Source organism: Streptomyces sp. NPDC046349 (genome assembly GCF_055587885.1).
On record NZ_JBVJFK010000002.1, the window covers coordinates 379986 to 402232 of the forward strand.

Genomic DNA, 22247 nt, shown 5'->3' on the forward strand with positions numbered 1-22247 from the left:
GCAAGGGGCAAGGGGACGAACGTGTCAGCGGCTAGGCAAGGTGTCGTGGACGCCCGCAGGATCGTGGTCAAGGTCGGTTCCTCCTCCCTGACCACCGCGGCGGGCGGTCTCGACGCCGACCGGGTGGACGCGCTCGTCGACGTCCTGGCCAAGGCCCGCAGCGGCGGTGAGAAGGAGATCGTCCTCGTCTCCAGCGGAGCCATCGCCGCCGGGCTCTCCCCGCTCGGCCTGCGCCGCCGCCCCAAGGACCTGGCCCGCCAGCAGGCCGCCGCCAGCGTCGGCCAGGGCCTCCTCGTCGCCCGCTACACCGCCTCCTTCGCGCGCTACGGCCTCCGGGTCGGCCAGGTGCTGCTCACCACCGACGACACCAGCCGCCGCGCCCACTACCGCAACGCGTACCGCACCCTCGACCAGCTGCTGGCCATGGGCGCCCTCCCGGTCGTCAACGAGAACGACACGGTTGCCACGGACGAGATCCGCTTCGGCGACAACGACCGGCTCGCCGCCCTCGTCGCCCACCTCGTCCGCGCGGACCTCCTCGTCCTCCTCTCCGACGTCGACGGCCTCTACGACGGCGACCCGTCCCAGCCCGGCACCACCCGCATCGACGAGGTCCGCGGGCCCGAGGACATCGCCCACGTCTCCATCGGCAGCGCCGGCAAGGCGGGCGTGGGCACCGGCGGCATGGTCACCAAGGTCGAGGCGGCCCGGATCGCGGCCGCCGCCGGCATCCCGGTGGTGCTCACCTCCGCCAGCCACGCCGCCGACGCCCTGGCGGGACGGGGGACCGGCACGTTCTTCCACGCCACCGGGCGCCGCTCCGCCGACCGGCTGCTCTGGCTCCAGCACGCCTCGACCCCGCAGGGCCACCTGGTCCTCGACGACGGGGCGGTCAGGGCCGTCACCCAGCGCGGCAGCTCGCTGCTGCCCGCGGGCATCGCAGCGGTCGAGGGAGACTTCGTGGCCGGGGACCCGGTGGAGCTGCGCGCGGCCGACGGCCGTGCCGTGGCCCGGGGACTCGTCAACTTCGACGCCAAGGAACTTCCCCAGCTCCTCGGCCGCTCCACTCGCGAGCTCGCGCGGGAACTCGGACCCGCGTACGAGCGGGAGGTCGTCCACCGTGACGATCTGGTCCTGCTCCAGGGCTGAGGTTCGGCAAAACCGCAGCGCGGCCGCCCGGGGACTGGTCAACTGTGAGGGGCGGAGCAGGCGGACACGCGTAGCGGAGACAGGAGGCGGCTGGTGAGACGAGCGCTGACCAGCGTCGGTCCGGGGGACGGTGACGGCGCCGGGTACGAGCAGGACCAGGACCAGGCCTCGCGCCTGTGGCACGTGACCCTGAGCGTCTCCGGCAAGCCGGCCCCGCTGTCGGAGGTCCGGCGGGGGCTGGAACAACTGGCCCACGACCACCCCTTCCTCCTGACCAGCCGGTACGCCGACGACCACGCGGAGATCCGCTACTGGGAAGAGGCCCGTGACCTCCACGACGCGGCGGCCGTGGCCCTGCGCCTGTGGGGCGAGCACCGCTCCTCGGCGCAGCTGCCGCCCTGGGAGATCGTAGGCCTGGAGGTCATCGACCGCGCCACCTACCACCTGCGCGTCGCGGAGGGCTACGGACCACCCCCGGCCCACCCGGTCGGCGTCCACCCCTACTGACGTCGCAGTCCCCGCTCTTTCAGCCCCTCCGGCGTTCGAGGAGCGGGGCCCGGGGCGCCCCGGGAACGGCGAGGGGGCGGTGCGGGGCGAAGGCTCCGTGCAGCGGCGACCGCACGGGGCCGTCTCGCGCGTTGGAAGCCCCGCCTGCCGGGTACCGGCGTGGGCTTACCCTGGCGGCATGACCTCGCTCGATGCCGCCACCGCCACCTCGCCCGTCCTCGCCACCGCGCACCGCGCCCGGACCGCCGCAGCGGCCATCGCCCCACTCCCGCGGTCCGCCAAGGACGCGGCGCTGCTGGCGATCGCGGACGCGCTCCAGGCCCGTACCGCCGAGATCATCGCGGCCAACGCCGTGGACACGGACAAGGCCCGCGCCGCCGGTACCAGCGAGACCGTCATCGACCGGCTCACCCTGACCCCGGAGCGGATCGCGGCCATCGCCTCCGACGTACGCGACGTCGCCGCCCTGCCCGACCCCGTCGGCGAGGTCGTCCGCGGCAGCACCCTGCCCAACGGCATCGACCTCCGGCAGATCCGCGTCCCCCTCGGCGTCGTCGGCATCATCTACGAGGCCCGCCCCAACGTCACCGTCGACGCCGCCGCCCTCTGCCTCAAGTCCGGCAACGCCGTCCTCCTGCGCGGCAGCTCCTCGGCCTACGCCTCCAACACCGCGCTCGTCGCCATCCTCCGCGACGCCGCCCTGAGCGTCGGCCTGCCCGCCGACGCGATCCAGCTCGTCCCCGGCGAGTCCCGCGACTCCGTCCGCGAGCTCATGCGAGCCCGCGGACTCGTCGACGTGCTCATCCCGCGCGGCGGCGCCTCCCTCATCAAGACCGTGGTCGAGGAGTCCACCGTCCCGGTCATCGAGACCGGTACCGGCAACTGCCACGTCTACGTCGACGCCCAGGCCGACCTCGACATGGCCGTGGACATCCTCGTCAACTCCAAGGCCCAGCGGCCCTCCGTCTGCAACGCCGCCGAGACCCTCCTCGTCCACCGCGACATCGCGGGCGCCTTCCTGCCGCGGGCCCTCGACGCGCTCGCCGACGCCGGCGTCACCGTCCACGGCGACCAGGCCGTCCTCGCCGCCGCCGAGGGCACCAAGGCCACCGCACTGCCCGCCACGGACGAGGACTGGGCCGCCGAATACCTCTCCTACGACATCGCCGCGGCGGTCGTGGACTCCCTCGACGACGCCGTCACCCACATCCGCCGCTGGACCTCCGGGCACACCGAGGCGATCGTCACCACCTCGCAGGCCGCCGCGCGCCGCTTCACCCAGCTGGTCGACTCCACCACCGTCGCCGTAAATGCATCCACCCGGTTCACCGACGGTGGCCAGTTCGGTTTCGGCGCCGAGATCGGCATCTCCACGCAGAAGCTGCACGCCCGCGGCCCGATGGGGCTTCCCGAGCTCACCTCGACCAAGTACATCGTCACCGGCGACGGTCACGTTCGGTAGTCGCACCGCCGACTCGGTGTGGCCGGAATTCGGCGCACACCCTGCCCAAAGGCTCCCCCCAGGTCTACGCTGTTCCCGTGCCGGACGACGTGGGGGGCAAGCCGTTCCCGGACGACGGGGAGCCCGACGACGACCGCGGAGGCGCGGAAGAGTACTTCGCCTCCGTGGTGTTCGACGAGGACTTCGTCCGGAACGCCGAGATCCATGAACCGAGCGCCGCCGAGCGCCAGCGGGCGGCCGACCGGGCGCGCGCCGAGGCGGAAGCCGCCCGGGCCGTCGCCGGCGGCTGGACGGGCGACGACGACCACGACGGCTACGGCTACGGCCATCGCGACGGGTACGACGCCGACGAGTACGGCTGGGAGCACGGCGGCGACCACGATCGGGGCCGCGGCCACCCCGACGGCCCGTACGGGGCCTACGGCGGCAGCCTGCGCCCCTACCGCGGCCGCGCCCCGTGGCTGCGACCGGTCGCCTGGGTGCTCGCCTTCGTGATGGGCCTCGGCATGGTCGCGCTCGCGTTCAGCGCCGTCTACCGCAGTGCCTCGGGCGAAGCGGACCCCGCTCCGGCGCCCGCCAGCACCCCCAGGCGTGAAGTCACCGGCGTCGGCGCGTTTACGTACCCTTCAGTACGCCAACCCTGAAGGTACGACCCCGCCCGCGTTCGCCGGAGCCGGGGGCTTCTCTGAAGCGGGGAGAAGCGATGGCCGTGCCAGGAGATCCACCCAACGGCACCCCCGACGGCACCGGCGGGGGCGACGACGAGTTCCGGTCGGACGAGTTCCGGTCGGACGAGTACCGGTCCGTGGTGTTCGACGAGGACTTCGTCCGTGCTGCCCGGCTCCAGGAGTACTCCGCCCAGGAACGCATGGGCGAGCACGCCCGGGCCGTCCGCAGCCGGTCCATCTGGTCCGGCGGTACCACACCCCGGACCAGCACCCCCGGCCGCGGCGCCCGGCAGGGCATGCTGCTCGTGCTCCTCATCGCCACGGCTTTCGCCGTCGCCGTCTACATGGGACTGCGCAACCCCTACGTGCCCCCGAGCGCGGGCACCGCCCAGCCGCTCACCAGCACCGTCGTCCCGCTCGCGCCGACCACCGCCGTGCCCGGCGGACTGCCGCCCGAGCTGTTCGCGAAGAGCCCCGCCGCCGGCTACCGGGTGGGGGCGGCAGGGATCACCCTGCCCGCGGCGCGCCGCACGCACCACTTCACCGACGTCCAGGTCGTCACCGCGCTGTCCATCGCCAAGGACTACCTGGTGCAGTCCTCGCTGGACCCCGAGGTCCTGGCCGGGACCGCGACCCGGCCGGTGCGCGTCCTGCTCGACCCCGACCAGCTGGCGCAGTTCGACCGCAGCATGACCTCGCCCTCCGGCGACGGCCGGCACGCGACCACCGGCTGGCTGGTCCGCATCGACCCGGCCACCGCCGTCCTGGCCGACTCCCGGGTCCGGGCCAGCGGCACCCTGGCCTTCGAGGAGGTGGCCCAGGACGTACTGGAGGTCACCACCGATCACACCTTCGTGTACGCCGTACGGCCGTCCGGCGGAGCTCCGGCCGCGGCCGACGGCGCGTCGCTCTACACCGTCCGGCGCGAGCTGCGGCTGCGCTTCGACCGGGACGACCTGAGCGCCCGCCGGCTGGAGCTGGCATCGGCCTACGTGATGGCCGGACCGCAGGACTGCTCTGCCGACCCGGCCGGAGGGTTCCGCCCGCTCCTGGCCGGGGCCGGCCCCACCACCGTGGGACCGGCCGCGAGCGACCCGTACGCCAGCGGCCACCCGAGGCGCTCGGCCGGGCTGTGCGGCGTACTGGCGCCCTCCGCGACGTCCGGCGCCCCGGTCAGCCCCGTCCCGTAGCTGCGCCCCCGCCGTCGGAGCCGGTGTCGGCACCCGAGCCGCCCGCGGCGCCGGCGCCGGCGCCGGTGAACTTGTCCCGCAGCCTGCCGCCCATGTCGGCCGCGCCGCCCGCGATGTCACCCACCAGCTTGAACAGCGGGTCCTTGCTGGTGCGCACCGAGTCGGCGTAGTGCGCGGCAGACTCCCGGAAGGAGTCCGTGACCGAGGTGTCCTTGTCCTCCTCGCGGCGCGGGTAGTGGCCGTCCATGATCCGCTGGTAGTCCCGGCTCTCCGACCACTTCTTCAGCTCGGCCGCCCGGACCGTGGTGAAGGGGTGCGTGCGCGGCAGCATGTTGAGGATCTTCAGCACGGAATCCCGCAGGTCGCCGCCCTTCTCGTACTCGTCGGCCTGCTCCAGGAAGGCGTCCACGTTCATCTCGTGCAGGTGGTTGCCGCCCGCCAGCTTCATCAGCCCGCGCATCGAGGCCGTGACGTCCTGTCCCACCAGCAGCCCCGCCCGGTCGGCCGAGAGCTCCGACTTGCGGAACCACTCCCGCAGCGCGGTCACGATGGTCATGATCGCCACATTGCCCAGCGGGATCCACGCGACCTTCAGCGCCAGGTTCGTCAGGAACAGCAGGATCGTGCGGTACACCGAGTGTCCGGACAGCGCGTGGCCCACCTCGTGGCCGACCACCGCCCGCATCTCCTCCTCGTCCAGCAGCTCGACGAGGCTCGTGGTCACCACGATGATCGGCTCGTCCAGCCCGATGCACATGGCGTTGGGCCGCGGGTCCTGCTGCACGTACATCTGCGGGACCTTCTCCAGGTCCAGGATGTAACAGGCGTCGCGGAGCATCGCGTACAGGTGCGGGAACTGCGTCTCGCCCACCCGCACCGAGTCCGACAGGAACAGCAGCCGCAGGCTCCGCTCCGGGAGCAGCCCGCTGAGGGCCTTGAAGACCGTGTCGAAGCCGCTCAGCTTGCGCAGCGCCACCAGTGCCGAGCGGTCCGCCGGATGCTCGTACGCACGCGAGGAGATACCGGGGAACCTCCTGCGGTCCCGCGCCGGTGCCTTCTCGAAACCCGTCTCCGTCATTGCGCCCTCCCCTGATGGAACTGCTCGACCATGCGTCTATCCTCTCCAACGCCTGAGTCGGCGCGAGCGTGCCCCGGGCGCCCGCATACGATGTGAGCGAAGTCTCCGACCGCTCCCCGACTCGATAGGTACCTGCCTGATGAGCCTCTCCTCCACCGCCCACAACCTGGTCGTCCTCGCCTCGGAGGGGGCCGAACAGCACGGCGGCAACCACGACAGCCTCAACCCCTACGTGACCGGCGGCGCCGCCTTCATCATCCTGATGCTGATGCTCTGGGTCACCACGCGCCTGAACCGCGACCGCTAGTCGGACCGGTCCGCCGGGCCAGTAGGCTCTGCGCTCATGGGAGAGCAGGAGACGCCTACCGGTCCGGTCAAGCGCCGGCTCGGCGTGATGGGCGGGACATTCGACCCGATCCACCACGGACACCTGGTGGCCGCCAGCGAGGTGGCCGCCCTTTTCCACCTCGACGAGGTGGTGTTCGTGCCGACGGGCGAGCCGTGGCAGAAGTCCCAGCGGGCCGTCTCGCCCGCCGAGGACCGCTACCTGATGACGGTCATCGCCACAGCCTCGAACCCTCAGTTCTCGGTGAGCCGCATCGACATCGACCGCGGCGGGCCGACCTACACGATCGACACCCTCCGGGACCTGAAGGCGCTGAACGACGACGCCGACCTGTTCTTCATCACGGGTGCCGACGCGCTCGCCCAGATCCTGACCTGGCGGAACGCCGACGAGCTCTTCTCGCTCGCCCACTTCATCGGAGTGACCCGGCCGGGCCACGTGCTCACCGACGACGGACTCCCCGAAGGCGGAGTCTCCCTGGTCGAGGTCCCCGCACTGGCGATCTCGTCCACGGACTGCCGCGCGCGCGTCGCCCAAGGGGATCCCGTCTGGTACCTGGTGCCGGACGGCGTGGTGCGCTACATCGACAAGCGTGAGCTGTACCGGGGAGCCTGAGCTTCCGGAGAGAGGGGCCCCGCGGTGAACGACCGACAGGATCCGTACGACCCGTATGCCGCCCATGAGCAGCAGCTCATCGGCTACGACGCGTACGGGCGGCCGGTGTACGGCCAGGCGCCCGCGCAGCCCGCCCAGCAGCCCCCACAGCAGTACGGGCAGCAGTACGGCTACGACTACCAGGGCTACCCGCAGCAGCAGTACTACCCGCAGCAGCAGCCGGCCCAGGAGTACGGGCAGCAGGAGTACACGCAGGCGCCCTCCTACCGGTACGACGAGCAGCAGGCCCCGCAGCAGGCTCAGCAGCAGACCCGGCAGTGGATCCCGCAGCAGACGGCGCCCGAACCCCCGCCCGCCGAGCAGCCCCCCGCCCCGGCGGAGCGCCCGGCCGCCCAGGTACCCGAGCCCCGCCGGCCCGAGGACGGCCCCGAGGCGGGCCGGGACTACCGCACCGAGATGTTCGCCTTCATCGACCAGCCGGACGAGGACTCCGAGGACGTCATCGACTGGCTCAAGTTCACCGAGAGCCGCACCGAACGCCGCGAGGAGGCCCGCCGCCGCGGGCGCAACCGCGTGGTCGCGCTGATCGTCGTCCTCGCCGTGTTCGTCGTCGCGGGCCTGGGCTACCTCTGGTACGCGGGCAAGCTGCCCTTCCTCGACGGCTTCGGCGACAAGAAGACCGCCGCGACCGCGGACGCCGCTGCGCAGAAGCGCGACATGATCGTCGTGCACCTGCACAACACCAAGAAGGGCGGTACCTCCTCGGCGCTGCTCGTCGACAACGTCACCACCAAGCAGGGCGCCACCGTCCTGCTGCCGAACGCCCTCGCCGTCACCAACCAGGACGGCACCGCCACGGCACTCGGCAAGGCGGTCGAGGAAGGCGCCCTCGGCACCCGCGAGGCCCTCGACTCCGTGCTCGGCACCCACATCGGCGGCACCTGGCGCCTGGACACCCCCTTCCTGGAGAACCTGGTCGAGCTGGTCGGCGGCATCGAGGTCGACACCGACGCGGCCGTCCCGGCCGATGACGCGGCCAGAACGCCGGCCGTGGCCCAGGGCCAGAAGCAGAGCCTGAGCGGGCCGATGGCCGTCGCGTACGCCACGTACCGCGCCCAGGGCGAGACGGAGGCCAAGCAGCTGGAGCGCACGGGCAAGGTGCTCCACGGCGTCCTGCGCAAGTTCCCGAGCGACCCGAAGGCCGCGGCGGTCACCGTCGAGAGCGTCGGCCAGATCCTCGATCCCGCCCTGGACGCCAAGACCCTCGGAGCCCTGCTGTCCAAGCTCGGCGCCCACGCCAAGGTGGGCGCGTACCGCACCGACGTCGTCGCGGTGAAGGCGGACGGGACGCTCACGGACGAGGCCAACAAGAAGGTGGTCAAGGAGGTCCTCGGCGGCTCCGCCGACGCCGCGCAGCCCGGCGCCACCCCGCGCGTCGGTCTCAAGGACGCCACCGGCGACGAGAAGGTGCAGGTCGCGGCCAAGGCGGCGCTGATGAACGGCGGCTACACCTTCGTGGACGGAGGCAAGGCCGACAAGACCGCGGCCGCCTCGCAGATCACCTACCAGGACGACGCCCAGCGCGACCGCGCGATCGAGGTCGCCAAGACGCTGGGGCTGCCGGAGACGGTCGTCAAGAAGGCCGAGAACGTCGTGAACGCCGAGGTCGTGGTGATCCTGGGCAAGGACTACAAGCCGTCCTGACCGGGTGGCGGCCCGGCCGGGCGAGGGCACTCGCGCCCGCGCGGAACGTTCCGCGCGGGCTCTGTCGGCGGTACATGAGACCCTTGTAAGGATCTGCCCGCCAACCCGAAAGCATGGCCAGTGACCGCCACGGACCGCTCCATCGAGCTCATCACCACCGCTGCCCAGGCAGCGGCCGACCGGCTCGCGCACGACATCATCGCGTACGACGTCAGCGACGTGCTGTCGATCACCGACGCCTTCCTGCTCGCCTCGGCGCCCAACGACCGTCAGGTCAAGTCGATCGTCGACGAGATCGAGGAGCGCCTGCAGAAGGAACTCGGCGCCAAGCCGGTGCGCCGTGAGGGCGACCGCGACGCCCGCTGGATCCTGCTCGACTACGTCGACATCGTCGTCCACGTCCAGCACAGCGAGGAGCGTGTCTTCTACGCGCTGGAGCGCCTGTGGAAGGACTGCCCCGAGATCGAGCTCCCCGAGGACGCCAAGCTCACCATCGGCAAGGCCGAGGAGCACGCCAAGCTGCGGGAGGCGGCGGGAGACGACGACCTGGACGGTGATCTGTTCTGAGCGCGACGCACGCGGCCGCCTCGGCCAGGTCCGGCAGGAAGATCGTCCTCTGGCGGCACGGCCAGACCTCGTGGAACCTGGAGCGGCGCTTCCAGGGCTCCACGGACATCGAGCTGACCGAGACGGGACTGGCGCAGGCGCGCCGCTCGGCGCGGCTGCTCGCCTCGCTGAAGCCGGACGCCATCGTCGCGTCCGACCTCAAGCGTGCCGCGGCCACCGCGGCCGAGCTGGCCGCCGTCACGGGCCTGCCCGTGGCGCACACCGAGGCGCTGCGCGAGACGTACGCCGGCGAGTGGCAGGGCCTGACGCACGAAGAGATCGTCGAGAAGTACGGCGATCAGTACGCGGCGTGGAAGCGCGGCGAGCCGGTTCGCCGGGGCGGCGGTGAGCTGGAGACCGAGGTGGCCGACCGCGCCGCTCCCGTGGTGCTGGACCACACCGACCGGCTGCCCGTGAACGGCACGCTCGTCGTGGTCAGCCACGGCGGCACCATCCGCACGACCATCGGCCGCCTGCTGGGCCTCGAGGCGCACTCCTGGGAGAGTTTGGGCGGTCTCTCCAACTGCTGCTGGTCCGTCCTCGGCGAGGGCGCGCGCGGCTGGCGTCTGCTGGAGCACAACGCCGGCACCCTGCCGGAACCGGTGCTCGGCGACGACGACTGAGGGGGCTCCCTGCCGCTTCCCACCGGGGCTCCGACCCGGATTTCACTTTCCGGCCGGTCCCAGGCTAGAGTTCTTCTTGTTCGCAGCGAAGAACACCGGAGACGGGGGAAGCGCGGCGGAGAGCGGGGCTATAGCTCAGTTGGTAGAGCGCCTGCATGGCATGCAGGAGGTCAGGAGTTCAATTCTCCTTAGCTCCACAATCAGGATCCCGTCCCCAAGTGGGGGCGGGATCCTTGTTTTTGTACCCTTTGCGTTTGCTGACCTGGCCCGCACCGGCGTGGCAGAATCGGACGGCCGGAGGGGGAGTCGACGGCCCGACGCGGGAGGGAGTCGCGAACGGATGGGTGCACACCGGCGCCGGTGCGACTGGTGCAACAACGGGACGCCGATCGTGCGGGACATGGACCCGGTCAACCCCGACTACCAGTACTGGTGCGAGGAATGCGCGCGGGCGCTGATCATAAAAGGCGACCCGATCGAGACGTACCGCGAGCTGGAAGGGGAGCCGATCTACGGTCGGCTGCTCGATGAGCACTGCACGCTCAAACGCTTCTATCAGTTCGCGAGAGCGTGACAGATAGCGGCAAATCGGACATGGCCCGCGGTCCGCGGAAACCGATTTTTGGACCAGGGCCATGACCGTGTAATGTTTGGGACGTCGCCAAGGGGAACCGGCAAGGGAAACCGAAGCGGCAGGCACGGCAAGGGGCTATAGCTCAGTTGGTAGAGCGCCTGCATGGCATGCAGGAGGTCAGGAGTTCAATTCTCCTTAGCTCCACAGTGAAGAAGCGGGTCACCCGGATCGGGTGGCCCGCTTCTCGTTGTGTCGGCGGTGGAACGGCCGAGCGTCGGCGGGGGCTGCTGCGGTACCCTGACGCCATGCGTGCCGTACGCCTCCTGCTTACCGAGCCGCGCTGAACAGCACCGACCTTCGAAACGGTCGGCCTCGGCGCGGCGCCCCCTCCTGTGCGAGGGGTTTTTTCGTTTGGGCAGGCAGAGACGGCAGAGACGATCGATGGAGCTTCAGAAATCATGAGCGAGACGAACACCCCGGCCCCCGAGGCGGCCGAGGCGCACCGTTACACGGCTGCCATGGCCGCCGACATCGAGGCACGCTGGCAGGACGTATGGGACGCGCAGGGTACGTACGAGGCCCCGAACCCGACCGGTGACCTGGCCGGGGACCCGGCGGTCGTCGCGCGGCCCAAGAAGTTCATCATGGACATGTTCCCGTACCCGTCCGGTGCGGGCCTGCACGTCGGTCACCCGCTCGGGTACATCGCCACCGACGTCTACGCCCGCCACCAGCGGATGACCGGCCACAACGTCCTGCACACCCTGGGATTCGACGCCTTCGGCCTGCCGGCCGAGCAGTACGCCGTGCAGACCGGCACGCACCCGCGCGTGTCGACCGAGGCGAACATCGAGAACATGAAGCTCCAGCTGCGCCGGCTGGGCCTGGGCCACGACAAGCGCCGCTCGTTCGCCACGATCGACCCGGACTACTACAAGTGGACCCAGTGGATCTTCCTGCAGATCTACAACTCCTGGTACGACGCCGACGCGAAGAAGGCCCGGCCGATCGCCGAGCTGGTCGCCGCCTTCGAGGACGGCTCCCGTGAGGTTCCGGGCGGCCGCGCCTGGGCCGAGCTGACCGCGGCCGAGCGGGCCGACGTGCTGAACGGCTTCCGGCTGGCGTACTCCTCCGACGCGCCCGTCAACTGGTGCCCCGGCCTGGGCACCGTACTGGCCAACGAGGAGGTCACCGCCGACGGCCGTTCCGAGCGCGGCAACTTCCCGGTCTTCAAGTCCAAGCTGAGCCAGTGGAACATGCGTATCACCGCGTACGCCGACCGGCTGCTGGACGACCTGGACGCGCTGGACTGGCCCGAGGCCATCAAGCTGCAGCAGCGCAACTGGATCGGCCGCAGCGAGGGGGCGCGCGTCGACTTCGCGCTGGGCGACGAGGCCATCACCGTCTTCACCACCCGCCCGGACACCCTGTTCGGCGCCACCTACATGGTGCTGGCGCCCGAGCACCCGCTGGTCGAGAAGTTCATCCCGGCCGCCTGGCCCGAGGGCACCCACGAGGTGTGGACCGGCGGGCACGCCACGCCGGCCGAGGCCGTCACCGCCTACCGCAAGCAGGCCGCCTCGAAGTCGGACGTCGAGCGCCAGGCCGAGGCCAAGGACAAGACCGGCGTCTTCACCGGCGAGTACGCGATCAACCCGGTCAGCGGCGACAAGGTCCCGGTCTTCATCGCCGACTACGTCCTGATGGGCTACGGCACCGGCGCGATCATGGCCGTTCCGGCGCACGACAGCCGGGACTTCGAGTTCGCGCGCGCCTTCGAGCTGCCGATGCGCTGCGTCGTCCAGCCGTCGGACGGCCGCGGCACCGACCCGGCCGAGTGGGACGACGCCTTCGCCTCGTACGACGCGAAGCTGGTCAACTCCACCGGCGAGGGCATCTCGCTGGACGGCCTGGGCGTCGTCGAGGCTAAGGCCGCGATCACCGAATGGCTGGCCGAACGCGGCATCGGGGAGGGGACCGTCAACTTCCGCCTGCGCGACTGGCTGTTCAGCCGCCAGCGGTACTGGGGCGAGCCCTTCCCGATCGTCTACGACGAGGACGGCGTCGCGCACTCCCTGCCGGAGTCGATGCTGCCGCTGGAGCTGCCGGAGGTCGAGGACTACTCGCCGCGCACCTTCGAGCCGGACGACGCCGACTCGAAGCCGGAGACCCCGCTGTCGCGCAGGGCCGACTGGGTCGAGGTCGAGCTGGACCTCGGCGACGGCGTGAAGTCCTACCGGCGCGAGACCAACACCATGCCCAACTGGGCCGGCTCCTGCTGGTACGAGCTGCGCTACCTGGACCCGCGCAACTCCTCCGCGCTGGTCGACCCGGAGATCGAGCAGTACTGGATGGGCCCCCGTGAGGGCGCACCGCACGGAGGTGTCGACCTGTACGTGGGCGGCGCCGAGCACGCCGTGCTGCACCTGCTGTACGCCCGCTTCTGGTCGAAGGTGCTGTTCGACCTGGGCCACGTGTCGTCGGTCGAGCCGTTCCACAAGCTGTTCAACCAGGGCATGATCCAGGCGTACGCCTACACCGACGAGCGCGGGGTGTACGTCCCGGCGGCCGACGTCGAGGAGCGCGACGGCGCGTACTTCTACGAGGGCAAGCAGGTCAAGCGCGAGCACGGCAAGATGGGCAAGTCCCTGAAGAACGCCGTCACGCCGGACGAGATCTGCGAGGAGTACGGCGCCGACACGCTGCGCCTGTACGAGATGGCGATGGGCCCGCTGGACGTCTCCCGTCCGTGGGACACCCGCGCGGTGGTCGGCCAGTACCGGCTGCTGCAGCGCCTGTGGCGCAACATCGTGGACGAGGAGACCGGCGCGGTCACCGTCGTGGACGGCGAGCCCGCCGAGGACACCCTGCGTGCGCTGCACAAGGCCATCGACGGCGTCGGCTCGGACATGGCCGGCCTGCGGTTCAACACGGCCATCGCCAAGATCACCGAGCTGAACAACGCGCTGACGAAGGCGGGACGCCCGCTGGAGCGCTCGGTCGCCGAGCGGCTGGTGCTGCTGGTCGCCCCGCTGGCCCCGCACATCGCGGAGGAGCTGTGGCACCGGCTGGGCCACAGCGACTCCGTGGTCCACCAGGACTTCCCGGTCGCGGACCCGGCGTACGTCGTGGACGAGAGCGTGACGTGCGTCGTGCAGGTCAAGGGCAAGGTCAAGGCGCGGCTGGAGGTGCCGCCGACGATCACGGACGCCGAGCTGGAGCAGCTGGCCGTGAACGACGCCGGTGTCGTGGCGGCGCTGGGCGGCGCCGACATCCGCAAGGTGATCGTGCGCGCGCCGAAGCTGGTGAACATCGTCATCTGAGCCGCCGGAAGGCGCGCCACCCCTGCATCGGGGAGATCCCGTACGGGCAGGTTGGGGGTTCGAATGGAACCCCTGGCCTGCCCGTGGCGTTTACCGTTGAAGGAAGAGCTGACGCCTGGGGAAAGGGGCCCGTCATGGAGGCCGCGTTGATCATCTTCGCGCTGATGTTGCTGACCGTTGTCGGCCTCGGCGCGTACCTCACGGTCAAGGCGGTGGGCGCGGCCAAGCGGGGTGTGGAGCGCACCGTCGCGCAGGCGCGGCGCAGCGTGGAGGACACCACGCTGCGCGCCAAGAGTTTCGGGCAGGTCGGAGTGGCGGGGGCGCTGGCGCAGCTGCGGCTGGACCTGCGCACATCGATGCGCGCCACCCAGCAGGCGCTGGCCGAGGGGGCCCAGGTGGACGCCTCGCTGCGGGAGTCCCTCGGGTTGTTCGAGCGGCTGAGCGCCCACGGGCACGAGCTCGACGGGGAGCTGAAGCGGCTGGAGCAGGAGCCCGACCGGCAGCGCACCGCCGATCTCCTGCCGGATCTGCGCGAGCGAGCGTCCAAGATCATCCAGGCGGCGGACTCCCTCCGGTGGGCCGCACGCGACCGGGCCCGGCGCTTCGCGGAGGACGAGCTGTCCCTGCTGTCGGAGGAGATCGAGATGGAGTCGGGCGCACTGCGCGACTGGTCCCGTGAACCGGTGGACGACCTGGCGGCGGCCGCCGCCGAATGGGACGCGGCCCAGGCCGAGCCGAAGCCGACCCCGACGCCGGCTCCGAAGACGACCCCCGCGCCCCCGCCGGCGGCCCTGAACCCGCCGACGCCGACGATGCAGTATCCGTGGCAGAAGGCCCCCCGCCCGGAAAGCGCCGGCTGAACCGCGCCCTGCCCACGCCGGACCCCCAGGGGCGCGGGTCGGGGTAAAGCCTCCACGAGAGCGGGGCGAGCGCCGTGACGGGGCCGACGTCTTGGGATGGCTCCGGTGCGGGAGAGGCACGCAGGGGCCCCGGCGGCAGCTGTCCGCCGCGCGCTCCGCAGGCTCTGCGCACCCCACGGCGGGGGCCGGACACGCCCCGCCCCCGCAACGGACCGGGGGCCCCGGCTGCCGTCCCGCCCCCACGAGCGGTAACCTCCGCCTCATGTCCCGCCATGTCGCCATCGTCACCGATTCCACGGCCTACCTGCCCCCACCGGCCATGGCGCGGCACGGAATCACCTCCGTCCCGCTCACCGTGGTGCTCGGCGGCGAGGCGCTCGAAGAAGGCACCGAGATCTCGGCGCGCAGCCTGGCCCTCGCCCTGCAGAAGCGCCGCTCGGTCACCACCTCCCGCCCCAGCCCGGAGGAGTTCGTGCGGGCCTATCAGGCGGCCGCGGACGCCGGGGCGAGCGGCATCGTCAGCCTGCACCTGTCCGCCGAGTTCTCCGGGACCTACGATGCCGCCGTGGTGGCCGCCAGGACTGCGCCCGTGCCCGTACGCGTCGTGGACACCGGCATGGTCGCGATGGCCCTCGGATTCTGTGCGCTGGCCGCTGCCGAGGTCGCCGAAGCGGGCGGCTCGGTGGACGAGGCCGTCGCGTCCGCCGAGAAGCGGGCGGCGGACATGGCCGCGTACTTCTACGTCGACACCCTCGACTACCTGCGCCGCGGCGGCCGGATCGGGGCCGCGCAGGCCCTGCTCGGCTCGGCCCTGGCGGTGAAGCCGCTGCTGACGCTGGACGGCGGTCGCATCGAGATGCTGGAGAAGGTGCGTACCGCTTCCAAGGCCATCGCCCGCCTGGAGGAGCTGGCCGTCGAGCGCGCCGGCTCCGCCGACGTGGACGTGGCGGTGCATCACCTCGCGGCACCGGAACGGGCCGAGAAGCTCGCCGAGCGGCTGCGCGAGCGGATCCCCGGCCTGGTCGAGCTGCACGTCAGCGAGGTCGGCGCGGTGATCGGCGCGCACACCGGACCGGGCCTGCTGGCGGCGGTCGTCTCGCCCCGCTGATCACCGGAACGAGTGGCCCGGTTATCCACAACGAGGCTGTCATCCACCGGAATTGACGGCACCGAACGGCGGTCGGGATCTGCCCCTACCGTCGTGGCATGACTCTTCGAGCGCGTACTCCGTATCCGTCGGGCCCCACCACCGGCCCGGGCCGTTCCCGTCTCTCCGAGAGCCGCCTGCGGCTCGGCGCCGGCCGAGGCCGGCGCAGCCACGGCCTCCGCGGCACGCCCGCCCGTTCCCGCCCGCACCTGCGCCCGCATCCCGACCCGGGTCCGGACCCGGTGCGGCGGAGGGCCGAAGCCCTGCTCGGGGGCGCCAGCCCGCCGCAGGCACCGGCATCGCCGCCGCCGTCGGCGGCCGGAGAGGATCCTGCGGCACCGCCGCCCGACGGATCCGCCGATGTCCTGCCCGCCGCCACCGCGCGCAGGCTGGCGGTGCGGGAGCGGCTTCCGGTGTGGCTGCAGGCGCGCTGCGCGGTGGAGCCGCGCACAGTGGCCGCAGTTGGGGTGGTACTGGTCGCGGCCGTGGGCTTCGCCGGCCAGCAGTACTGGTCGGCACGGCCGCAGGGGGTGTCCGCACCGGCGCCGGTCGCCCCGGCGGTGGTGCCGGCGGGGGCCGCGGCGTCGGCCGGGCCCTCTGCCCCGGCAGGGGACGGCGGGGGGCCCGCGCGGATCGTCGTCGACGTCGGCGGCAAGGTCCGGGATCCGGGAGTGCGGCGGCTGCCGGCCGGTTCCCGGGTGGAGGACGCCCTGGCCGCCGCCGGGGGGGTGCGTCCGGGTACGGACACCACCGGGCTGAACCGGGCCCGGGTGCTGGTGGACGGCGAGCAGGTGCTGGTGGGTGCGACTGCGCAGCCACCGCCGGGCGGGGCCGCGGCCGGGCCGGCCGCCGGGCCGCTCAGTCTGGGCTCGGCCACCGTCGAGCAGTTGGACGCTCTGCCGGGGGTGGGGCCGGTCCTGGCCCGGCACATCGTGGACTTCCGCACTGCTCGCGGCGGCTTCCGTTCCGTGGAGGAGCTCCGCCAGGTCAACGGCATCGGCGAGCGGCGCTTCGCCGACCTGCGCAAGCTGGTGCGGCCGTGAACCGCGCGGAGGCGGCCCGCCCGGCGGATCTGCGGCTCGCGGCGCCGGCCGCGGCAGCCTGGGCGGCAGCCGCCCTCGCGCTCGACGCGCCCGTGGGGCGGACCGCCCTCGCGGTCTGCGTGGCGGTGGTTGGCGCAGGGCTGCTGATGTCGGCCCAGGGAAGGCGTCCGGGGGCACTGTGGAGGGTCGCCCCGGCCCTGGCGGCGGCCCTGCTGGCGGGGGCCGCCGGAGCCGGGGTCGCGGGCCTCCAGTTGGCCGAGGCGCGGGCCGGGCCGGTCGCCGGGCTGGCGCGTGGGCACGCCCGGGTCATGGCGGAGCTGACCGTCGGCTCCGACCCCGTGACCGCACGGAGCGGGAGCGGGCCGCCGGTGGTGGTGCTGGACGCGGTGGTGACCCGGGTGACGGGGCCCGACGGGGCGAGCACCCGCGTCGAGACCCCGGTGCGGGTCCTGGCCGGGCACGCCGGATGGGCCCGGCTCCTGCCCTCCACCCGGGTGGCTGTGGTCGCCCGGCTGGCCCCGGCCCGGGACGGCGAGCGGGCGGTGGCGCTGCTGCGCCCGGCCGGTGACACGCCGCCCGCGGCGACCGGCGGCCCGGACGCCGCCCAGCGGGTGGCGGGGCGGCTGCGGGCCGGGCTCCGCGAGGCCAGCGAGGGGCTCGCACCGGATGCGCGGGCACTGCTGCCGGGGCTGGTCGTGGGGGACACCTCCAGGGTTCCGCCCGACCTGCACGAGGCGTTCAGGGCAACCGACCTGCTCCACCTGCTGGCCGTCTCCGGGTCGAACCTGACCGTGGTGCTGTTCCTGCTCATCGGTCCCCCGGGGCGCGCGCAGCAGGCCGAACGGCGCGGGCTGGCACCACGTCTGGGACTCTCGCTGCGGACGACCGCCCTGTGCGGATCGGCGCTGACGCTGGCCTTCGTGGTGGTGTGCCGGCCGGAGCCGAGCGTGCTGCGGGCGGCCGCGTGCGGGGCGGTCACCCTGCTGGCCATCGCCACCGGCCGGCGCCGGTCCCTCATTCCCGCCCTGGGCGCCGCGGTGCTGTTGCTGGTCCTCTACGACCCGTGGCTGGCCCGCAGTCACGGCTTCCTGCTCTCGGTCCTGGCCACCGGGGCGCTGCTGACCCTCGCCCCCCGGTGGAGCGCGGCCCTGCGGCGGCGGGGGACGGGGCCCCGGCTCGCCGACGCGCTGGGCGCCGCCGCTGCCGCCCAGGCGGTGTGCGCGCCCGTCGTCGCCATGTTCGCCGGCCGGGTCAGCCTGGTGGCGGTGCCGTGCAACCTGCTGGCCGAGCTGGCGGCCGGTCCGGCGACGGTCCTCGGCTTCGCCGCGCTGGCGGCGGCCCCGCTCTCGATGTCCGCCGCGGAGGTGCTCGCCCGGTGCGCCGGGGTGCCCGCGGGATGGATCGCGGGCGTCGCGCGGGCCGGGGCGGGGTTTCCCGGCGCGGAGCTGTCCTGGCCGGGCGGGCTCACCGGCGGCATGCTGCTGGCCGCCGCGACCCTGGCCGCCGTCGTACTCGGCGGCCGATGGGGGCCACGGCGATGGATGTGCTCCGCGCTGGCGGTGCTGCTGCTCCTCGCGGTACTGCGGCCGCCGCAGCTCACCCGTACGCTCACCGGCTGGCCCCCGCCCGACTGGAGCTACGTCCAGTGCGCCGTGGGGCAGGGGGACGCCGCCGTCCTCGCCGTCGGCCCGGGGGAGGCGGTGGTGGTGGATGCGGGCGCGGAGCCCGGGCCGGTGGACGAGTGTCTGCGCGAGCTGGGCGTGCGCCGGGTGCCGATGCTGCTGCTGACGCACTTTCACGCCGACCACGTGGGCGGCCTGCAGGGCGTCCTGCGCGGCCGCTCCGTGGGAGTGATCCAGGCCAGTGTGCTGGAAGAGCCGCACGGGCAGGCCGAGTTCGTCCGCCGGACCGCGGCGGCCGCGGGCGTGCCGGTCGCACGCGCCGTGCAGGGGGAGCGGCGCCGGGCAGGCCCGCTCGAATGGCAGGTGCTGTGGCCGCCGTCGGCCGGGTCTCCCTTCGAAGGGCCCAACGACGCGAGCGTCGTCCTGCTGGTGCGAGGTCCGGGGCTGACACTGCTGCTGCTCGGCGACCTCGAACCCATCGCGCAGCAGGCCCTCCTGAGAGAGCATCCGCAGCTGGGGCCGGTCGACGTCCTCAAGGTCGCCCACCACGGCTCCGCGCACCAGGATCCCGGGCTGCACGAACGGGTCCGGCCGCGGCTCGCGATTGTTCCCGTCGGCACAAAAAACCGGTACGGGCATCCCGCGCCCGGTACGCTCGCCCGCCTGCGGTCCGTGGGGGCGACGGTGCTCCGCACCGACATCGACGGCTCGATCGCCGTCAGCGGAACCGGCGTTCGGCTGCGTGCGTTTCCAGCCAGGAGACGGCGTGATCGACGCGGGCATACCGGGCGCGAGTGTTCTGTTTGCCCCCAACCCGACAGCATGATCGAATGCGTCTTCGCCAGAACGGTCCAAGTCCACACAGCACGGGGGTGCACACGTCATGTTCGGTCGCCGACGGGGGATGGAGTCGGCCGGAAGTTCCAGCCCGCAGACATCCGCGACACTCACGCTGCCGCCGACGGCGCGTCTGCTCAGCTGCCGCGTCCTCGACACGGTCCACCGGCCCATCCGGCAGGCCGCGTTCGAGGTGACGGATCCGATCGGCCGCCGGATCGTCAGCGGCGAGACCGACCCGTTCGGCGGCTTCACGGCCGCCGTGGCGGAAGGGGAGTACCGGCTCTCCGTCACCGCCGAGGGGTACACCCCGTTCCACGGGGTCACGCTCGTGGGAGACCCGGCGCAGCCCGGCACGGGGGAGATCATCCTCGACGCGGTGGAGCCGCCGATCTTGCCGCAGCCCGGCCACTGGGAACTCGACCCGACGCACTCGTCCATCGGATTCACGGCCCGGCACATCGGCCTGGCCCGGATCAACGGACGGTTCAACACGTTCGCCGGGGCGGTGCGGATAGCCGACCGCATGGAGGACTCCTCCATGCACGTGATCATCGATGCGGCGAGCATCGACACCGGGGTGCGGCTGCGCGACGACCACCTGCGGTCGGGCGACTTCCTGGACGCGGCCCGCCACCCCACGGTGGAGTTCTACAGCGAACGGTTCATCCACCGCAGCGGCAGCCGCTGGGCCGTCGCGGGCGCCCTCACCCTTCACGGAGTGAGCCGGTCGGTGACCCTGGACACCCAGTACCTGGGCCTCGGGACGGGCATGGAGGGCGAGGTGCGGGCGGCCTGCCGGGCCACCGCCGAACTGCACCGCGAGGACTTCACCCTCAACTGGCAGTCGATGCTGGCGCACGGGATCGCGGCGATCGGTTCCGGCGTGGATGTCACGCTGGACGTTCAGATCGTGCACAAGGCCTGACCCCGCAGGGGGCTCAGGGAGCCTCCAGCCAGCCTTCGTACTCGGCGGCGAGGTCGTCCAGAGCGGTGGCGTCGAGCAGTTTCCGCGGATCCTCGACGACGACCAGCCACTGGGCGTCCTCGGCGTCGTCCTCGCCGGCCAGGGCGTCGCGGACCAACTGCGGCTCCTCCGGCAGGCCGAAGCGGTCGACGGCCTCCTGAGCCACCTCCTCGGCGGCGTCGCGGTCGGGCAGGACGAGTACATGTCGCACGTTCACCCGGCCATTGTCGGACACCCGGTGGAGGGGGCCGGGGCGCGGGGGGCTGTCGGTGGGGCGTGGGATGCTGGAGGCGATGGCCACCAGGAAGAACTCCACCGACGATCCCCTCGCCCCGATCACCCTTGCGGTGGGGCAGGAGGAGCTGCTGCTCGACCGCGCCGTGCGGGAGGTGGTGGCGGCCGCCCGTGCCGCCGACGCCGACACCGACGTCCGCGACCTCACCTCCGACCAGCTCCAGCCCGGCACGCTGGCCGAGCTGGCGAGCCCCTCGCTCTTCTCCGAGCGCAAGGTCCTGGTCGTGCGCAACGCCCAGGACCTGTCCGCCGACACGATCAAGGAGGTCAAGGCCTATCTCGCCGCGCCCTACGAGGAGATCGCGCTGGTGCTCCTCCACGCGGGCGGGGTCAAGGGCAAGGGACTGCTGGACGCGGCGCGCAAGGCGGGCGCCCGGGAGATCGCCTGCCCGAAGATGACGAAGGCGGCGGACCGGCTCGCGTTCGTGCGGGGCGAGTTCCGCACGCTGGGCCGGTCGGCCACCCCGGAGGCGTGCCAGACGCTGGTGGACGCGATCGGCAGCGACCTTCGGGAGCTGGCGAGCGCCGCGGCCCAGCTGTGCGCGGACGTCGAGGGAACCATCGACGAGGCCGTCGTCGGCCGTTACTACACGGGCCGCGCCGAGGCCTCCAGCTTCACGGTCGCCGACCGGGCGGTCGAGGGCCGCGCGGCCGAGGCCCTGGAGGCCCTTCGCTGGTCCCTGGCCACCGGTGTGGCCCCGGTCCTGATCACCAGTGCGCTCGCCCAGGCGGTCCGCGCGATCGGCAAACTCGCCTCGGCCCCGCGCGGGGCCCGGCCCGGGGACCTCGCCCGCGACCTCGGCATGCCGCCGTGGAAGATCGACCGGGTACGCCAGCAGATGCGGGGCTGGTCGGCGGACGGCGTCGCGGACGCGCTGCGCGCCGTGGCCGCCGCCGACGCGGGCGTCAAGGGCGGCGGCGACGATCCCGAGTACGCCCTGGAGAAGGCGGTCGTCGCGGTGGCCCGCGCGGCCCGCCCCCAGCGCCGCTGATCCGTGCCCCGAAGGCCCGTCCGATGCGTGCCCCGAAGGCCCGTCCGATGCGTGCCCCGAAGGCCCGTCGGCCCGGAGCGGCGCGACGTCGGCGCGGGGCAGCGCGAAGGCCCCGGTCGTCACCCTGGGGAAGGGGGACGACCGGGGCCTTCGTTTACTGCTCGTGTTGCTCCGCACCCGCGTGGCGAACGCTTCGTGTGCGGAGCGGGGTGCCGGTCAGGAGCGGGAGAGAGGGCCCGCTGGGTCCCTTCCGGCGTTCACATCGAGTGCGGAACTCAGATGGCGGCAACCTTGGAGGCCAGCGCCGACTTCTTGTTGGCGGCGGCGTTCTTGTGGATGACACCCTTCGAGACGGCCTTGTCCAGCTTCTTGGAAGCCAGGCGGGCCGCGGCGGTGGCCTTCTCCGCGTCGCCGGCGAGGATGGCCTCGTTGGCCTTGCGGATGAAGGTGCGCAGCTCGGACTTGACCGACTTGTTGCGAAGGCGAGCCTTCTCGTTGGTCTTGTTCCGCTTGATCTGGGACTTGATGTTCGCCACGAAAGAGCCTTTTCAGGTTCAGAGTTTGATCTTCGGATTGTGTCCCGACAGCTGAGAGGGCATACGAGACACAGCTGCCCAGGCTACCAGGCGCGCTCCTGGCG

Annotated in this window: 20 protein-coding genes, 2 tRNA genes and 1 pseudogene; 20 read left to right on the forward strand and 3 right to left on the reverse strand. The window is 72.5% G+C overall.

What is annotated here, in order from left to right:
- The first annotated feature begins 21 nt into the window (after nucleotides 1-21).
- The 5 genes from proB to ACZ6JS_RS05355 all read left to right on the forward strand — a co-directional run bounded on the left by proB (nucleotide 22) and on the right by ACZ6JS_RS05355 (nucleotide 4976).
- Nucleotides 22-1149 (forward strand): glutamate 5-kinase, encoded by a 1128-nt coding sequence (gene proB / locus ACZ6JS_RS05335; protein ID WP_469295916.1) that lies wholly within the window; start codon nucleotides 22-24, stop codon nucleotides 1147-1149.
- A gap of 105 nt (nucleotides 1150-1254) precedes the next feature.
- The gene (locus ACZ6JS_RS05340; RefSeq protein WP_469296410.1) at nucleotides 1255-1656 is read left to right on the forward strand and encodes a hypothetical protein; all 402 of its coding nucleotides are present in this window, start codon (nucleotides 1255-1257) and stop codon (nucleotides 1654-1656) included.
- 178 nt (nucleotides 1657-1834) lie between these two features.
- The gene (locus tag ACZ6JS_RS05345) at nucleotides 1835-3118 is read left to right on the forward strand and encodes a glutamate-5-semialdehyde dehydrogenase (RefSeq protein WP_469295918.1); all 1284 of its coding nucleotides are present in this window, start codon (nucleotides 1835-1837) and stop codon (nucleotides 3116-3118) included.
- Nucleotides 3119-3195: 77 nt separating this feature from the next.
- Entirely contained in the window at nucleotides 3196-3762 is a 567-nt protein-coding gene (locus ACZ6JS_RS05350) for an SCO2584 family spore wall biosynthesis protein (protein ID WP_469295920.1), read from the forward strand.
- Nucleotides 3763-3821: 59 nt separating this feature from the next.
- A complete protein-coding gene (locus tag ACZ6JS_RS05355; protein WP_469295921.1) occupies nucleotides 3822-4976 on the forward strand; it encodes an SCO2583 family membrane protein in 1155 nt (384 codons plus the stop codon).
- Here the strand turns inward: ACZ6JS_RS05355 and ACZ6JS_RS05360 are convergent.
- Entirely contained in the window at nucleotides 4960-6054 is a 1095-nt protein-coding gene (locus ACZ6JS_RS05360; protein WP_469295923.1) for a M48 family metallopeptidase, read from the reverse strand. The two genes, ACZ6JS_RS05355 and ACZ6JS_RS05360, sit on opposite strands and share 17 nt — an antisense overlap.
- 139 nt (nucleotides 6055-6193) lie before the next feature.
- Between ACZ6JS_RS05360 and ACZ6JS_RS05365 the strand changes: the two genes are divergently transcribed.
- From ACZ6JS_RS05365 to ACZ6JS_RS05430, 14 genes and pseudogenes are all read left to right on the forward strand, one after another.
- Complete coding sequence (locus ACZ6JS_RS05365) at nucleotides 6194-6361, forward strand: hypothetical protein (protein WP_037661433.1); 168 nt, start codon at nucleotides 6194-6196, stop codon at nucleotides 6359-6361.
- A gap of 36 nt (nucleotides 6362-6397) precedes the next feature.
- Complete coding sequence (nadD, locus tag ACZ6JS_RS05370; RefSeq protein WP_030760999.1) at nucleotides 6398-7015, forward strand: nicotinate-nucleotide adenylyltransferase; 618 nt, start codon at nucleotides 6398-6400, stop codon at nucleotides 7013-7015.
- Between the two features lie 24 nt (nucleotides 7016-7039).
- A complete protein-coding gene (locus ACZ6JS_RS05375) occupies nucleotides 7040-8719 on the forward strand; it encodes a LytR C-terminal domain-containing protein (protein WP_469295925.1) in 1680 nt (559 codons plus the stop codon).
- A 120-nt stretch (nucleotides 8720-8839) separates the two neighbouring features.
- The gene (gene rsfS, locus ACZ6JS_RS05380) at nucleotides 8840-9286 is read left to right on the forward strand and encodes a ribosome silencing factor (protein WP_030027741.1); all 447 of its coding nucleotides are present in this window, start codon (nucleotides 8840-8842) and stop codon (nucleotides 9284-9286) included.
- The gene (locus ACZ6JS_RS05385) at nucleotides 9283-9948 is read left to right on the forward strand and encodes a histidine phosphatase family protein (RefSeq protein ID WP_469296412.1); all 666 of its coding nucleotides are present in this window, start codon (nucleotides 9283-9285) and stop codon (nucleotides 9946-9948) included. Before rsfS ends, ACZ6JS_RS05385 begins: the two co-directional genes overlap by 4 nt.
- Before the next feature lie 124 nt (nucleotides 9949-10072).
- Nucleotides 10073-10145 (forward strand) — tRNA-Ala (locus tag ACZ6JS_RS05390).
- Nucleotides 10146-10348: 203 nt separating this feature from the next.
- Nucleotides 10349-10522, forward strand: a complete 174-nt coding sequence (locus ACZ6JS_RS05395; RefSeq protein ID WP_157854762.1) for a hypothetical protein — start codon at nucleotides 10349-10351, stop codon at nucleotides 10520-10522.
- A 131-nt stretch (nucleotides 10523-10653) separates the two neighbouring features.
- A tRNA-Ala gene (locus ACZ6JS_RS05400) sits at nucleotides 10654-10726 on the forward strand.
- Nucleotides 10727-10980: 254 nt separating this feature from the next.
- On the forward strand, nucleotides 10981-13845 hold the full coding sequence (gene leuS / locus ACZ6JS_RS05405) for a leucine--tRNA ligase (protein ID WP_469295927.1): 2865 nt from the start codon (nucleotides 10981-10983) through the stop codon (nucleotides 13843-13845).
- A gap of 134 nt (nucleotides 13846-13979) precedes the next feature.
- Nucleotides 13980-14705: a hypothetical protein gene (locus tag ACZ6JS_RS05410; RefSeq protein WP_469295929.1), complete on the forward strand. Its 726-nt coding sequence runs from the start codon at nucleotides 13980-13982 to the stop codon at nucleotides 14703-14705.
- A 262-nt stretch (nucleotides 14706-14967) separates the two neighbouring features.
- Complete coding sequence (locus ACZ6JS_RS05415; protein ID WP_469295930.1) at nucleotides 14968-15813, forward strand: DegV family protein; 846 nt, start codon at nucleotides 14968-14970, stop codon at nucleotides 15811-15813.
- Between the two features lie 98 nt (nucleotides 15814-15911).
- Complete coding sequence (locus tag ACZ6JS_RS05420) at nucleotides 15912-16895, forward strand: ComEA family DNA-binding protein (RefSeq protein WP_469295932.1); 984 nt, start codon at nucleotides 15912-15914, stop codon at nucleotides 16893-16895.
- Nucleotides 16896-17041: 146 nt separating this feature from the next.
- Nucleotides 17042-19264, forward strand: a pseudogene (locus ACZ6JS_RS05425) (ComEC/Rec2 family competence protein); the annotation flags it as partial.
- Between the two features lie 136 nt (nucleotides 19265-19400).
- Nucleotides 19401-20282 (forward strand): YceI family protein, encoded by an 882-nt coding sequence (locus tag ACZ6JS_RS05430; protein ID WP_469295934.1) that lies wholly within the window; start codon nucleotides 19401-19403, stop codon nucleotides 20280-20282.
- A 13-nt stretch (nucleotides 20283-20295) separates the two neighbouring features.
- Here ACZ6JS_RS05430 and ACZ6JS_RS05435 read toward each other — a convergent pair whose 3' ends face one another.
- Nucleotides 20296-20538 (reverse strand): hypothetical protein, encoded by a 243-nt coding sequence (locus ACZ6JS_RS05435; RefSeq protein WP_469295936.1) that lies wholly within the window; start codon nucleotides 20536-20538, stop codon nucleotides 20296-20298.
- A gap of 76 nt (nucleotides 20539-20614) precedes the next feature.
- On the opposite strand from ACZ6JS_RS05435, the gene holA reads away from it, so the two are divergent.
- Nucleotides 20615-21607: a DNA polymerase III subunit delta gene (gene holA, locus ACZ6JS_RS05440; protein ID WP_469295937.1), complete on the forward strand. Its 993-nt coding sequence runs from the start codon at nucleotides 20615-20617 to the stop codon at nucleotides 21605-21607.
- A gap of 275 nt (nucleotides 21608-21882) precedes the next feature.
- Here the strand turns inward: holA and rpsT are convergent, their stop codons facing one another.
- Nucleotides 21883-22143: a 30S ribosomal protein S20 gene (gene rpsT / locus ACZ6JS_RS05445; RefSeq protein ID WP_030030523.1), complete on the reverse strand. Its 261-nt coding sequence runs from the start codon at nucleotides 22141-22143 to the stop codon at nucleotides 21883-21885.
- Nucleotides 22144-22247: the final 104 nt, after the last annotated feature.

What these genes read in the sequence shown, in the direction of transcription:
- ACZ6JS_RS05430 (WP_469295934.1), top strand. Translation starts at nt 19,401, where the DNA reads ATGTTCGGTCGCCGACGGGGGATGGAGTCGGCCGGAAGTTCCAGCCCG.
- nadD (WP_030760999.1), top strand. Translation starts at nt 6,398, where the DNA reads ATGGGAGAGCAGGAGACGCCTACCGGTCCGGTCAAGCGCCGGCTCGGC.
- ACZ6JS_RS05410 (WP_469295929.1), top strand. Translation starts at nt 13,980, where the DNA reads ATGGAGGCCGCGTTGATCATCTTCGCGCTGATGTTGCTGACCGTTGTC.
- ACZ6JS_RS05345 (WP_469295918.1), top strand. Translation starts at nt 1,835, where the DNA reads ATGACCTCGCTCGATGCCGCCACCGCCACCTCGCCCGTCCTCGCCACC.
- ACZ6JS_RS05395 (WP_157854762.1), top strand. Translation starts at nt 10,349, where the DNA reads ATGGACCCGGTCAACCCCGACTACCAGTACTGGTGCGAGGAATGCGCG.
- ACZ6JS_RS05365 (WP_037661433.1), top strand. Translation starts at nt 6,194, where the DNA reads ATGAGCCTCTCCTCCACCGCCCACAACCTGGTCGTCCTCGCCTCGGAG.
- leuS (WP_469295927.1), top strand. Translation starts at nt 10,981, where the DNA reads ATGAGCGAGACGAACACCCCGGCCCCCGAGGCGGCCGAGGCGCACCGT.
- ACZ6JS_RS05355 (WP_469295921.1), top strand. Translation starts at nt 3,822, where the DNA reads ATGGCCGTGCCAGGAGATCCACCCAACGGCACCCCCGACGGCACCGGC.
- ACZ6JS_RS05420 (WP_469295932.1), top strand. Translation starts at nt 15,912, where the DNA reads ATGACTCTTCGAGCGCGTACTCCGTATCCGTCGGGCCCCACCACCGGC.
- ACZ6JS_RS05415 (WP_469295930.1), top strand. Translation starts at nt 14,968, where the DNA reads ATGTCCCGCCATGTCGCCATCGTCACCGATTCCACGGCCTACCTGCCC.
- ACZ6JS_RS05360 (WP_469295923.1), bottom strand. Translation starts at nt 6,054, where the DNA reads ATGACGGAGACGGGTTTCGAGAAGGCACCGGCGCGGGACCGCAGGAGG.
- holA (WP_469295937.1), top strand. Translation starts at nt 20,615, where the DNA reads ATGGCCACCAGGAAGAACTCCACCGACGATCCCCTCGCCCCGATCACC.